General features: G+C 32.4%; 6 protein-coding genes. All 6 read left to right on the forward strand.

What is annotated here, in order from left to right:
* Nucleotides 1-2: 2 nt before the first annotated feature.
* A complete protein-coding gene (locus ACPX19_RS13745; protein WP_426430604.1) occupies nucleotides 3-1,424 on the forward strand; it encodes a hypothetical protein in 1,422 nt (473 codons plus the stop codon).
* Between the two features lie 6 nt (nucleotides 1,425-1,430).
* Entirely contained in the window at nucleotides 1,431-3,410 is a 1,980-nt protein-coding gene (locus ACPX19_RS13750) for a caspase family protein (RefSeq protein ID WP_426430605.1), read from the forward strand.
* Between the two features lie 101 nt (nucleotides 3,411-3,511).
* A complete protein-coding gene (locus ACPX19_RS13755; protein WP_426430606.1) occupies nucleotides 3,512-5,593 on the forward strand; it encodes a CHAT domain-containing protein in 2,082 nt (693 codons plus the stop codon).
* Nucleotides 5,594-5,634: 41 nt separating this feature from the next.
* Entirely contained in the window at nucleotides 5,635-9,486 is a 3,852-nt protein-coding gene (locus tag ACPX19_RS13760; RefSeq protein WP_426430607.1) for a CHAT domain-containing protein, read from the forward strand.
* 18 nt (nucleotides 9,487-9,504) lie between these two features.
* The gene (locus ACPX19_RS13765; RefSeq protein WP_426430608.1) at nucleotides 9,505-12,600 is read left to right on the forward strand and encodes a CHAT domain-containing protein; all 3,096 of its coding nucleotides are present in this window, start codon (nucleotides 9,505-9,507) and stop codon (nucleotides 12,598-12,600) included.
* Nucleotide 12,601: 1 nt separating this feature from the next.
* Nucleotides 12,602-15,814, forward strand: a complete 3,213-nt coding sequence (locus tag ACPX19_RS13770; protein WP_426430609.1) for a CHAT domain-containing protein — start codon at nucleotides 12,602-12,604, stop codon at nucleotides 15,812-15,814.
* Nucleotides 15,815-15,825: the final 11 nt, after the last annotated feature.

The following is a 15,825-nucleotide window of genomic DNA, read 5'->3' on the forward strand; positions in this document are numbered from 1 at the left end:
TCATGAAAACCATTTACTCTAAAATATTAATTCTAGTTCTAGTGACCTCGGGCATTGTCAATGCTCAAGAACGCTACAGAATTACCTATGATTATGCTACCGAAAAAATCAATTACTTATTATTAGACAAGAATAGCAATGTTGTTGATACCTTAAGTAACCCAAAACTAAAACGGAATAGTTTAGTAGAATTAAAACTTAAAAACGTTAACCCTTTTGCTGTCCAAGTACAAACCGATGTAAAGGAAGAAAATTTAATCGCTTCTGGTCAAGGCTTTAACTTCAGCTCATTATTAGGTGGTATCAACTCTTTTACGGGAAATCAAATAGACCTGAACACTTCTGCCCTACCAGACACAGAGGTTTTTAAATCTGAAGCTGGTACAAGGGGAAGTGCAGCTGCAACAAGCAATTTTGAAGATTTAAATAATACCATTACAAATGTCTCAGCATTAAAAACTACATTTTTATCCAACCTACTCAATCCTAATTTAGATAAGGAAACCATAATGAAGAATTTGGTAGAAACTGCTGACGCAGAACAAGATGTACGTTTACCAAGTGCCAAGGAGAACTTCTATGTGTATTTGTCTAAGGTAGAAAAATCCATAAAGGATAGTCGTTCCCAGTTAGAAAGTAATATCAACACCATGTCAAATTCCATTGATATGGAAATAGAAAATAATAAGGACTTAACTCGTGGTGAATTGGTATCGCGTAACATTGCAGTAGCAGATCTGCAACGTTTAATGTCTAAACTCAATCAATCCACTACTCAAAGTTTACAAAGTCTCGACGAGCTTAGATCGCTATATACAGTTTTAGAAGCTTCAAATTTTGAACAGACCTATGATTACGAACTATCTGCCGATAAGGTTAATGTAGAACTTAAGTTTGTACAAAGCGAGTTTTCAAACTCAATTGACAACGATAATGAGCCAACTACTTTAAAAACAAGAAATATCACAATGCTTTCTAAAGGTGGTTTTAAGATTAACACCAGTATAGCTATGACCTTGAATAATTTTGGTTCAAATTCCAAAGATTATTTTATTGATGAAAATAGCGTCATTGGTGCAGATGAAAATGACTTCTTTGTACCTAATTTAAGCACAATGATTAATTTCTATCCTTTTATGGGCGAAAACTTCAACATTGGTGGTAGCTTTGGATTGTCCATACCTATATCGGGTAATGATAATGTAAATGGAATTAACTTTCTTTTTGGTCCTTCTTTGTTTTTCGGTAGTAAGAGCCGTTTGTCACTTTCAGGAGGATTGGCCTATGGACCCGTTCAGAAACTCACCAATGGATTAGAGGTTGGAGATACTACGTCCTTCGGCAGTGTTGACAATTTTACCAAAAACGTTTATGACTTCGGATATTATTTCGGTATTTCTTTTAGCCTCTTTGATTTAAATTAAAATATTATGAAACATAGATTACTACTCTTATTGGCCCTAATGTTTAGCTTAAATGTTATGGCGGAAAAATATGCCATTATTATTGCCATTGGCGACTATCCGCCAAAAACAGGCTGGTCATCAATCAGTTCGGCAAACGATGTGCCTTTAATTAAAAATACCTTATTGAAGCAGAACTTTAAGGCTGAAAACATTACGGTTTTATCAAATTCAGAAGCAACAAGAGCCGGGATTTTAAGTGCTATTGAAGACCTACAATCTAAGGTAAAACCCGGTGATATTGTAGTGCTCCACTACTCTGGCCATGGTCAACAGATTTTTGATAACAATGGAGACGAAATTGATGATTTGGACGAAGCCATAGTACCTTATGATGCATTGGTACGTTATACTTCAAATTACAAAGGCGAAAATCATATCCGTGATGATGAATTGGCCAACATATTTACAAATTTTAGAAACGCGTTGGGTAAAGACGGACAACTATTGGTTTTGTTAGACAGTTGCCACTCTGGTTCATCTACAAGAGGTGGAAAAGCCAGAGGGGGTGAACCAGAATTTACTCCACCAAACTGGACTCCGACTTCAGAAAAAAATACACCAGGCAGTGGACTCGTTGAAAAAATTCAGATTAATAATGATGCTGCACCATTTATAATGTTATCTGGTGCTTCGGCAAATGAATTGAATTATGAATATGAGGGGTATGGCTCATTAAGTTTTGCGTTTTCAAAAGCCATGAACGAGTTGGGCAGTGACTTTACCTATCGCAAATTATTTTCTGCTATTGCTGCAAACATGAATGTGATTTCTCCAAAACAAACGCCAACGATAGAAGGCGATGCGGATTACAAACTTTTTAAAGGAGAATATGTAAAACAACAGCCTTATTTTGAAGTCACCAAAGTACCACGTGCCGATGTCATTAAAATCGGTGCTGGAAAACTTCAACGTCTTTTTGATGGTACAACAGTGAATATTTTACCTGCAGGAACTTCACAAGTAGAAGATAAGGACATCATCACCAAAGGTAAAATTACAAGGACAACATTTAATGAATCAATTATTAAATTAGATACACCTTTAAGCTCCAGCAATGAAAAAGAATATTGGGTGTTTATAGATAAGCAAACCTACGGTGATCTAGCCATTAACATTTATTTTGATAACTCATTAAAATCAAAAGGGGTAAAAACCGATGTCGAAAATTTTCTCACTGAAAACAAACTTGGGGAAATTGTAAAGGATTCTACGCAAGCCGATTTGATAATTGAAGAATTAAATAAGAATAAAGAGCTATCCATCATCACTGCAAACGGTGGAAACACGGTATACAAACAGACAAGAATCGATGGTGATTACAGTGGCAAATCAGTAACAGAAACGCTTTTTAACTACGCACAAGGTAGTTATCTTAAAAACTTAAAGTTAGATAATCTCAACTATGAGTTTGAATTTAAACTTTTACCCGCTAAAGAAGATGACCTTACAGGGGAAATTACTGAATTAGACGAAGATGCATTTTTTAATGAGGCCGGGAAATTTCAGGTAAACACAGAATACGACAGAGCCTACTTACAAGTTACAAATAAAAGTGATCGTCCCCTTTATTTTAGTATTATAGAAATAAACTCTAAAGGAGAAATTACACCTTTTATGCCTAATGATAATTGTACGTTAAATGACAATGAACGCCTCATTGCACCAGGTAAAACCATGACCTTTAAAAACTGTATTTACAGTTTTGGAGATCCTTATGAGACGTTAATTTTAAAAGGTTTTGCAACAACCTCACCTATTAACTTTAGACCAACTGTAACTTCGAGAGGTGCTCAATCCGGCACTCGTGGGTCATCTAATCCATTAGAGGGCTTTATTGGACAAACCTATTCTCAGTCTCGCGGTAGTAGTAGTTCTTCCGTTAGTGGACCAATAGATGGGTATAGTACAGAGTTTGTATATGAGATTGTGAGAATAAAAGAGTAAAAATTATTTCTTTATATAAATAGGGATGTCAACTAAAAACAAACCTGGCCCATAAAAATGGGAGGCCTTTGTCCTTTTAGAATAATTCAATACAGAGCCTCATGAAATTAAAGTTAACCTTCATACTGTTTTTATTACCATCTTATTTGTGTTTTGCCCAATCCAAAGACGCAAAACAGCAAGAATTCGATACCAAAATTGAAGTCATTAACCAACTAGCACGTGAAGGGAAAGTTATGCAGGCTATCATAGAAGCTGAAGATCTTAAAACCTTCGCTTATGAAAATTTCATTGACTCTAGCCCCAATTTAAAAACTATTTTATTTAAACTAAATTTTTATTATCGGGTCACCAAAGATGCTCAAAATGAATTAAAAACGAATATTGAACTTAACAAACTTCGGTTAAATGAATTGGAAAAGGAAACGCTATCCTACAAAGAATCTTTAAAAAATCTTATTGGGTTTTACAAGGTCACCAGTAACCCAAGTGAGATTATCCAAATGTTTACCCAAGTGAACAAGTCACTCCTATCACATACCGATGCTGTTCTTGACGGAAGGCTTAATGATGAAAAAGAGTTCTTTATCAATCAAAATATTCTGCCTTATTTTCACCTATTTCACTCTTTTGCTTATAAGCATAATTACAAATACGGAACTTTTAATAATCTTTTGGTAAATAATACCCTATTGACCAAAGGAGCACTTTTAAATACTTCAAAAGATATACTAGCTAACTTAAGGTCATTAGCTGATACAGACATTACAAACAAAATTAATAACTATATAAACGAAAAAGAGTTTATAGCATTACAACTGAGCTTACCGGAACATCAAAGAGTTAAAGAGTTTTATGTCCGCAGAGACCGATTAGGAGGGCTAGAGTCTGAACTTATTTACCTTTATCAGCAACATTATAAGGACGAGAGAAAACAACCCATTAATTGGAGAAGAACTGCACTATTGGAAAATGAAATTTCAATTGAGTTTACACATTTCAAACAATTTGATGGGGAATGGACAGACAATGTCATATACGTTGCCCAATTGTTTAAGAAGAATTGGAGATATCCAAAAATAATTCCGCTTTTTGAGGAAAAAGAACTACGAAACCAACTCAATGGCCATTCAGCCTCTAGCTTGTATCTAACCAGAGGGTCAAAAGGACAACAGATTAACGCGTCAAATTATTCAAAAGAGTTATATAATCTTATTGTATCACCTTTTGAAGACGAATTGAAAGATATTTCTAAAATCTATTTTTCATTAGACGGTATATTACATCAGATTGCCTTTTCAGCACTTGTGAATAATGATAACAAGAGGCTTATAGCTCTTTATGATTTAGAGCAGGTCAGCAGTTCCAGGGTTATTACATTAAAACGCACTTTACCCACATTAGATGACGCTTTGTTGGTTGGTGGTATTGACTACGACTTTAACGCTGAAGGAAAAACAAAGCTGTTTAGCAATCAACCATCCTATGCTGAGCTCTTAGCAACTAAAAGTAATCTGAGTGAAGATCAATTGAAGACAACATGGCCCTATCTAAAAGGTACAGCAACTGAAATTGGACGAATTCATGAGCTGTTAAACACCAACTCAAAAACATCAAAAACGCTAATAAACGAAGATGCCACAGAGACAGAATTAAAAGCTATCAACGGTAAAAGCCCCAAGGTACTCCATATAGCGACACATGGTTTCTTTTTTGAAAATAATAGCGAAAACTCAGAAGAAAATTTTGAATTCAAGAATGCAGAAAATCCATTATTAAGATCAGGACTGTTACTAGCTCATGCCAACTATGCATGGCAATATGGGAGCAATCCTTATGAGCGCAATGATGGAATTTTAACTGCATTGGAAATTTCAAATCTAGACTTATCCCAAACAGACCTGGTAGTATTAAGTGCATGCGAAACAGGCTTGGGAGACATTAAGGGAAATGAAGGAGTCTATGGCTTGCAACGTGCTTTTAAAATGGCAGGAGTTGATTTAATAATGATGAGTTTATGGGAAGTACCAGATATGGAAACAGTAGAGTTCATGAACTCTTTCTATGAATTATGGCTAGAAAACGATGATATTCGTCAAGCCTTTATTGAAACACAAAGAAAAATGCATAACTTATATCCAAACAACCCTGAAAAATGGGCTGCTTTTGTGTTATTCGAATAAAACTAGGCATCTATTATTTTTCTAATTTAATAGTAAATGATATGAAGAATTCTATTACGTTTATATTTATTCTTTTTTTAAAATTCAGTTATGCTCAAGAGTCATCCACTTATGACCAATGGCTAAAATTTTACAATGAAGGGTATGATTTATATTCTAAACAAAACTACACTGATGCTGTAGAAAAGTTAAAAAAAGCAGCTGAATATATAAATCAAATAAACTTTAACACCAACGAGAAAACGCAGTACTACCCTATCTACAATTATGATTATTTGGGATTATCGTACCAAAGTCTCGGAGACTTTAAAAATGCAGCAGAGTCCTTTACCAAAGCTATGGAACTTTTAAGCAGCGTCGAAAATATGAATGTCGACTACGGTAAACAAATCCTAAACAGTCTTATATCTTGTTACGAAAAATACGACCTGAATAAAGCTTTAGAGTTCAGACAGCAATACTTAAATGGCATAGCCAAAGAGAACGGTAAGATATCCATACCTTATGCTGAACAACTTTTTGCAATATCACTTATCAACAAAAATCTTCAAGAAACAAATGCTTTTATCAAAAACTTAGAGGAAGCCTATAGCATACATAAGCAATTAGAATCTACAGATCATATACACTACCCTTATATAGTCTTTAATTTAGCTTATACCTATTATCACAGACAAGATTATGCTAAAGCTCTAATCTATTTTAAAAAGATGGAAACTAATTTAGAGCCTTATCAAAAAGACTCATATATCAATATTGGAAAGTTAAACTACGATTATGCCTTAAGTCTTTATAAACAAGGTTTTTTCGCGGAATCTGAATCTAAGTTTAAGGATTTACTCAATGATCCATGGTTAAATAGAATAGAAAATGCTGAATTCTATCTCTACGCTACAAATTATATTGGGCTTTCAGCCTACTATCAAAATAAAATTGAAGATGCAGAATTAGCTTACGAAACTAGTTTTCTTCATCTAGAAAATGCTTTGGGTGCCACAAGTCCTTTATTTGCATTGCAAAAAACCAACTATATTAGATTACTTATTGATACGGCTAACTACGACCCTGCTTTAAAACTAAGTGAAGAGGTTTATAAAACGCTTCAAGAAAACGGACATACCGATTCTAAAGCCTATCTAAATGTGGTAAACAATTTAGGTATGCTCTACATGCAAAAGTCTGACTTCGAAAAGGCAGAAACGTTTATTAAGACATCTATAGACCTAGCTGAATTAAGCTTTCACTACAATGCTTTGGATAAATCTCATCTTAAAAGCAATTTAGCTTACATCTATCAAAAACTAAGCAAATATGATGAAGCAAAATCTTTACATGAAGAAGTTTTAAAAACTAAAACAGAGTTATTAAATCCTAACAGTCAGGATTATGCCATAGCTTTAATGAATTTTGGTACGTACTTATTTGAAACTGGCGAACATATTAAAGCTGAAGACTATTTTCTAAAAAGTGAGACTATCTTTAAGAATAACAATGATACTGGCAGTATTGCCTATACATCTCTACTACTAAATCTTGCTCAGCTATACGATACCAAAAGAAATCTCAAACAAAGTTTAGACCATTACGAAAAAGCCATCGATATTTATTCTAAAAATGGTTTAGAAACATCAGAGAACATGGCCCTTGCTTTACATGGAAAAGCTTCCGCACTTTTGGCTATAGGAGATATTAATGAAGCTACTAAAAGTGAAAAACAATCCTTTGAAATTGTAAATAACAATTTTGATCATACCTCTTTACAATACGGCAATGCGGCTTTCAATTATGGCTCCTTATATTACTATTTAGAAGATTACACAAACGCTCAAAACTATTTTACAGAAGCCTATAAGGTCTTTGAAAAGCATCTAGACTATGGATCACCTGAGTTTATAAAAATAGCTGAATATTACATTAAAGATTTAGTAGCCAATAAAGATTACGAAACTGCACTACAACTTATAGAGAAAATTGAAGAGAATGTTATCTCTAATTATGGGTTTGAAAGTTTTTATTATGCTAAAGTGCTGTATGATAAAGCAAAAATTTCCACCTTAATGGGTAATTATGAATATGCATCAAGGTTATACCAATCCGTATCGACCGTTTTTCAAAAGACTGTAGATAAGAATAGCGATACATACGCTAACATGCTTTTTAATTATGGGAGAACTTTAGATCAACTAGGTAAAACCGATCAAGCTATAGAAAGATATAAAGAACAAGCAGAAGGTATTAAAAACCAGCTAAAAGATCTTTTCACATACCGAAATGAAGAAGACAAGAAAAAATTTATGCAACAACTTTCAATTTATAATGATTGGTTGAATGCTTCAATTTTTAAAGATGATGAAAAATATAGCGATTTAATTGATATAGGACTCAATAATCAATTAATGCTTAAAAGTTTACTTTTAAATACATCTAAAGAAATTATTTCAAATTTATCAAAATCTAATGATCCTGAAATTAAGTCTAAAATTGATGATTACAGTAATTTAAAATATCAGCTCTCCGATCCAAAAATCTTAAGTAATACTGAGAAGACTACAAACTTGAGAAGTCGAATTAATGCTCTAGAAACCGAGCTGGTTAAGCTATATAATACTTCAGGAAATGAAAAGCGTACCGAAAATTTCGACAAAGATTGGTTAACTATAAAAAAGAACTTAACTCCAAACGCTATTGCTATTGAGTTTGTAGAATTCGAAACGAGAGAGGGTAATTATCTCAGCGGCAAACGTGCTTACGGAGCTTACTTAATTCATTCAACTTGGGACAAGCCAAAAGTTGTGCAACTCATTTCACTTGAAGACCTTAAAAATGCACTCAAAAAACAAGATCCAAATTCACTATATCAAACTAGAGGTTCCAAAGCAAAAAACACTACAGACACAAAAGGACTTTACGAACTTCTTTGGGCACCTTTAGAACCCTATTTAGAAAATATAAAAACCATCTACTACTCACCTAGCGGTTTACTTAACCAAATTCCCTTTGCAGCTCTAGATACTGAAGGAAAACCCATTTTAGCCAGTCAATTCAATCTAGTTCAATTAACTAATAGTTTTAATATAACGGATCTTAAGAAATCCATTAATGATGAAAACACACTTTTCATCGGTGGTATAGATTATAATGGAATGCCAGCAAAAACTTCGGACAAAAGTGATATTGCCTATAAACTTTCCAATTTAAAATCTGTTTCGGGAACAAGAAGTTTAGGATTGTCCTGGAATTATTTACCAGGAACTTTAAACGAAGTTAATTCACTTCAAAAATTATTTTCAAAACACGGAAAATCAATCTCAGTTTTAACCGATTTAGAAGCTACCGAAAGTGCATTTAAATCCTTAAATGCAAATAGCCCAAACATTATTCATATCGCAACACATGGCTTCTTTTTTGAAAACAAAAATCATAACGATAGTGATATGTTTAATTCACCTGAAAGCGTAGTATACAAAAAAGCCGAAGATCCACTGTTGCGCTCTGGCCTGTTATTTGCAGGTGCTAATATCACATGGCAAAATAGTGAAAATGCCAATTCTGAAAATGATGGTGTTTTAACTGCCTTGGAAATTTCCAACTTAGATCTATCCAATACAGACATGGTAGTGCTTTCAGCCTGCGAAACAGGACTTGGTGACATAGATGGTAGCGAAGGTGTTTATGGTTTGCAACGTGCTTTTAAAATGGCTGGTGTAGATATTTTGGTGATGAGTCTTTGGGAAGTACCAGATGTGGAAACCGCTGAATTTATGAATATCTTTTACACCAACTGGCTTAATGGAGAACCTATTAGAGAAGCATTTAGAAACACACAATTAGAAATGTCAAATACATACAAAGACAACCCAGAAAAATGGGCTGCTTTTGTACTTATAGAGTAAAGCCAAACAAATCGTAAAATGAATAAATTAATCTTCTTTTTCTTATTATTTGTTTCAAATATTGATTTTGCTCAAAACGATAATGCTACAGAAAATATAGCTAGCAAAATCGATATTCTTTGGGACGAGGGTATAAAATTAAATGAAGAAAAAAACTATCAACAAGCTATTGTAAAATACAATGAAGCCTTAAAATTATGGGATAATAACTTTAATCAAGATTTAGAATACGCTTTTTTGCTTACACATTTGGGTTCAAGCCTATATTTTCTTAATAGATACGATGAAGCTTTAAATAATTATCTAAAAAGTTCTCAATTAATTAAGGAACTTAATGGTGAAAGAAATCATGATTACATAAATGTACTTTTAGCTGTATCTAATTGTCTAAGAGAAACAGATAAAATTGAAAAAAGTCTAGATGTTTATCATTATGCTTTAATGTTAAGGGCTGAAGTAAATGGAAATAAGAACCATTTTGGTGTTCATGCTCTAGAGTTATCAAAAATAGCCTCAGAATATAAATCTTTAAAGCTATACAAGAAAGCTATTTCAGCCTACAAGGATGCTTTAATTGCACAAGTAAAATGGGACAAAATAGATGGACTAAACTATCGTAAATGGTTTAATGAATTAGCAAATTTGGTTAAAATTACTCAAAGCTATTCAGATTTAATTCCTTTTTACTTAGAACAACTCGAGTACAAAAAAGAAACTCTTGGAGAGAATAATGAAAAATATTTACAAATATTATCAAACCTCTTATTCGTTTATACAGAAACAGGAAATATTAAAGACGCATTGCCATTAAGTCAGCAAAACGTAACCTTAATTAAGTCATTTTATGGCAAAGATCATTTTGAATTTGGAAGAGCATTAGAGAAACTAGGTTTAGTTTATGAAGAATTAGGAGACCTTAACAAAGCAAAAATTAATTTAGAAAACGCGTTAAAAATTAAGTCTAACTATAAAGACGAAGAATTAGACAGTTATACATACACATTAAATTATCTTGCTTTGGTTGAAAATGAGTTATTCAATTATGACATAGCATTAGAATTATATAATGAGGCACTTGGATTGGTGAAAAACAGCAAAGGAATTACTAGTTCAGAATATTTAACACTTCAAAATAATATAGCAAACATTTATTCAAGTAAAAAAGAGCATCAAAAAGCTATTGATATTTATGAGCAAAACTTAGCCATCAAAGAAACTCTTTTTGGTAAGAGGCATCAAAAGTATGCAGTTACACTTAACAATTTATCAATGGCTTACTCCAATCTAGGGCTATATGATAAAGCCATATTGTACTTAGAGGAAAGTTTGCTCACCTTTTCAGAACTGTTAGGAGAAAAAAGCAATGATTATTTAGCTGCTTTAACAAATTTAGCTACGTTATATGCAAAAAATAATAAGTATGAAAAAGCAATTGTATATTTTAAAAAAGTAGTTAGAAATACCTTTTCTAAAATAGATGCCAATTTTACTTTTTTATCTATAGCACAAAAAGAACAATATTTAAAGAATAATCTCCATTTAGACACCTTACTCGATTTAATTAATAGTTTAAATTATGAAACAAGTTATCAATATCCAGAACTGGTTAATCTAGCACTTAGCACAACAATAAACAGAAAAGGATTGATATTAAGCTCTTCAAGAAAAATTCTTTTCGCCTTACAAAATCATAGTCAAGAATTTAAGAAGGAAGTAGAATCTTACAGGGAGTTAAAAATGCTTATCGAAAAGCAAGAGTTTTTACCAGAAAAGTTTAGGTCAAAGACTTTTAATACCTCTAAAGATAATCTCACAATGCTTCAAAATAAGCAAAACGAATTATATTTAGATATATCCACTAATCAATCTTTTAATATTCAGGACTGGAAATCAATACTACTAGATGAAAACGATGTTGCTATTGAATTTGATCGCTTCGTCTTTTACAAAAATTTGGAAGAAATAACAGGCAAAGTCTTTTACATTGCTTATGTTGTTAAAAAAGGATGGGAATCCCCAAAAGTAGTTCCTTTATTTGAAGCAAAGGAATTGGAAAAATTATTTGAAACTAAGAATTCAATAAACATACTTTATACAAGCAGAGGTTCCATTGGAAAAAAACTCAATACATTAGATTATGGTGCTTATGATTTAATTATAAAGCCATTAGAAGACTATTTAACAAATTCTTCAAATCTATATTTTTCTCCTGTTGGATTGTTACACAAAGTGCCATTTGCAGCATTACAAGACAAAAAGGGAGTGTTATTGTCTGACAAATATGACTTGAATCAAGTAAACTCTATAATATCAATTAAGACAATAACTAAAAAGTTTAATATAAATAATGTTACTTTAATTGGTGGTGTAGATTATAATCAAGAAGAGAATAACAATAAAGAGCTAGAATTTAAGTTTAATTACAATTCATTTTTTAATACTAAAAGAAACAATCCATTAGGCACTAATTGGGGTTTTCTTGAAGGAACATTAGACGAGGTCAATAAACTATCTGGAAAAATCAATAATAAAAAAAGTATTGCTTGTAATATAATAACAGGAGAAAAAGCGACAGAATCTTACTTCAAATCCCTAAGCGGTAATAGTCCTTCTATATTACACATAGCAACTCATGGTTACTTCTTTGACCATGAAAAGAGTATAAATAAAGACGAACATAATTTTAAGACTTTTGAAGATCCTTTAATACGTTCTGGTCTAATCTTAGCTGGAGCTAATTATACATGGAAAAATGGTGGAAATCCATTTTTTTCGGAGGATGGTATACTTACTGCACTTGAAATCTCAAACTTAGATTTATCTAATACAAATATGGTTGTGCTCTCAGCTTGCGAAACAGGATTGGGAGATGTCTCATGGAGTGAAGGTGTGTATGGTTTACAACGTGCTTTTAAAATGGCTGGTGTAGATATCATTGTAATGAGTCTCTGGGAAGTCCCAGACAAAGAGACTGCAGAATTTATGCAACTCTTTTATAGTAACTGGTTAGAAGGACAAGAAGTAAGGAAAGCCTTTAGGTACACCCAACGAACCATGTCTAAGAAACACAAAGATAACCCAGAAAAATGGGCTGCTTTTGTCTTGATTGAATAAAATGAAAACTATAAAATTTACTTTTTTTGCACTTTACTTTTCGCTTATAGCTTTTTCTCAAAATGATGAAGACTATAACAAATGGCAAGAACATATTGAGAACGGAAACTATTATTTCAGCTATCAAGAATTAGATAAGGCTGCAAATTCCTATAAGAATGCTCTTAATCTAGCAAATAAAATCTTTGAAGTCGAATCTAATGAATACATGACGACTGCATATTCCTATGCTGTTATCCTTGTTCAAACTGAAAAGAATGACTTAGCCCAAGAACCTATGGAAAAAGCTCTTATTGGGCTCAAAGCTTTATACGGAGAAACAAATGAACAATATGCTAATGCTCTTACCATTTTGGCAAATATCTATATTAACAACAAAGCCTTTAAACTTGCTGAAGAAAAATATATAGAATCTAACGATTTACTAAAAATTGTATATGGTGAAGACCATATGATGTATGGCATCGGACTTACAAATTTGGCTGGACTGTACAGAGAAACAGGTGATTATAAAAAAGCACTTAAAATTTTAAATGATGGATTAGAAATTCTAAAGGATAATATCTATTTTGATAAAACTGCATACAACAATCTCAGATATAATAATCTTCCTAGTATTTATCAAGGTTTAGGAAGACTGGAAGATGCTATAGAAATAGAAAAAGAAAGTCTAAATTATATTAAGCGAAAATACGGTTCTAATAACTCTAATTATGCTAATCTATTAACGAGCATTGGTGGTATGTATGTTAATCTCGGTTATTTTAATAAGGCCGAAAATGTATTGTTAGAAGCCTCAAAAATCTTTGAAGAACTCAATGACCGTGAAAATGACAAGGCTCTTGGTACCACCTACATGTTTTTAACAGCTTGTTTTACTGAAACTTCAGATTTTAAAAAAGCCTTTTACTACGCCAGTAAAGGTATTGATCTAACAGAATTAGACGAAACAAACCCAAAAGTTGGTTCTATTCAGTACTATGAAATTTTAAGTGGTCTCCACTGGAAACTTCAAAACTATGAACAAGTAAAAGACTACCTAAATATTGTTATTGGATTAACTAAAACTTCTACAGGCGAAAATGCGCCAACGCTTCCAGTTTTAATGTCTAGATTGAGTTTGTGCTATCTTAATTTGGAAGACATAGAAAAAGCGGAAAAACTCGCAAAGGAAGCCTTTAACAAAGCAAAGACTTATAACCTATCAATAAAAGACAATGCCTATAGAGTATGTTTAGACAATCTTAGCGCTATTCTGGTTGAACAAAAAAAATACAAAGAGGCAATAAAAAATATAGAAAGTACGCTTAGTGAAGAAGATAAAAACTACCCTAATTATTGGCAAAAACAGGTAGAATTGGCTAATGTTTATCTTATGGATCATCAATGTAAAAAAGCTGCAGTACTTTTAGATGAAGCCATTAAGAAATTAAAAACCTACTATGGTAAAGAAAACCCAGATTACATTAATGCGCTTAACAGTCTAATCATTGCTCAAAAATGTGAAAAACAATATGGTGACCTCATTAAAAATGTAAAACAAGCCAATGGTTTAACACAGAAGCAACTTGTAAAACAATTCAGTTTTAGCACTAATGACTTAAAACGTATATTTCTCGCAGAAATTGAAGCGTCTTTTAACATTTACGAATCTATTAACTTAGACAATCCTAAAGATGAGCTGACCGCACTTAACTTAGAAAACAAATACATACTAAAAGGCTTACTATTAAATCAGGCAAAAAATGTTATACAAAAACTCAAAACACTTAATGAGCCAGAAATCAACAAACTCATTAATGACTATGTAGATAACAAGCAATTTTTACTAAGAATAGAAGATAAAAACGATGAGAAGTTTAATGAGTTTAAAGAGGAATTTACTAAGACCATTCAAAGCTTAGAAATTGAGTTAGTGCAGTTGTATAACGAGCGTTTTAAAGAACCCATCAACTTTGAGAAAAAATGGACGAAGGTCAGGGACCAACTCAAACAAAAAGAAGCTGCCATTGAGTTTTCGAGATTCAATTATTTTACTAATAAGGTTTCGGACAGCACTTATTATGTGGCTTACATTATAAAAGGAGCCAATACTTATCCCAAGATTATCACACTTTTTGAAGAAACAGAATTAAAAGAGTTAATATCCAAGTCATCTGACCCAAAAGAACTATATAATACAAGAGGTTCTAAAGCAAAATCAACGAGTCAGACCTCAAACACTTCAGAATTATATCAACTCATTTGGAAGCCTTTAGAACAGGAACTTAATGATATATCAACTGTGTATTTTGCGCCATCAGGTATTTTGCACAACATTTCGTTTTCATCCATTAAAATTAATGAAGATGTATTAATTAATAAGTACAATTTAGTTCAATTAAGTAGTACTTACGAAATCACAAATAACCTCAACAATCCAAAACCAAATGATGTAGTATTAGTTGGAGGAATAACTTATGATTATGAGATAAAAGAAGACATAAATAAAAAAGTACAAGAGCCTCAGTCTATTGACTTATTAGAATTAAATAGGTCGGAAAGAAATAACACATGGAATTATTTACCTGGCACTTTAGCTGAAGTTAATACTATAGATACTTTACTGTTGAGAGAAAATAAAGACAAAGAAATTTTGACAGGTACCCTTGCCAGCGAAAATTATTTTAAAAGTCTAAGCGGAAATAGTCCTAAAGTATTACATATTGCTACACACGGATTTTTCTTTGAAAACAACGAAGAAAAAACATCATTACTTAGAACTAAAACAATTAATAAATATAAGTCAGATTACAACCCATTAAATAGAACTGGCTTATTATTTAGTGGTGCAAACTACGCATGGGTAAATGGCAACAGTCCACCTAACGAAAAAGAAAATGGTATTATTACCGCGGAAGAAATTTCAACATTAGATTTTTCGCAAACAGAATTAGTTGTTTTGTCGGCATGTGAAACGGGTCTTGGTGACATAGATGGTAGTGAAGGTGTTTATGGTTTGCAACGGGCGTTTAAAATGGCTGGTGTAGACATGCTAATAATGAGTCTTTGGGAAGTACCAGATCTAGAAACCGCTGAATTTATGAGCATCTTTTATACCAACTGGCTCAATGGTGAACATATTAGAGAAGCATTTAGAAACACACAATTAGAAATGTCAAATAAATACAAGAATAACCCAGAAAAATGGGCTGCTTTTGTGTTATTAGAATAATATCTATATTT

It is taken from the genome of Winogradskyella sp. HB-48 (assembly GCF_049942685.1).
GTDB lineage: Bacteria > Bacteroidota > Bacteroidia > Flavobacteriales > Flavobacteriaceae > Winogradskyella.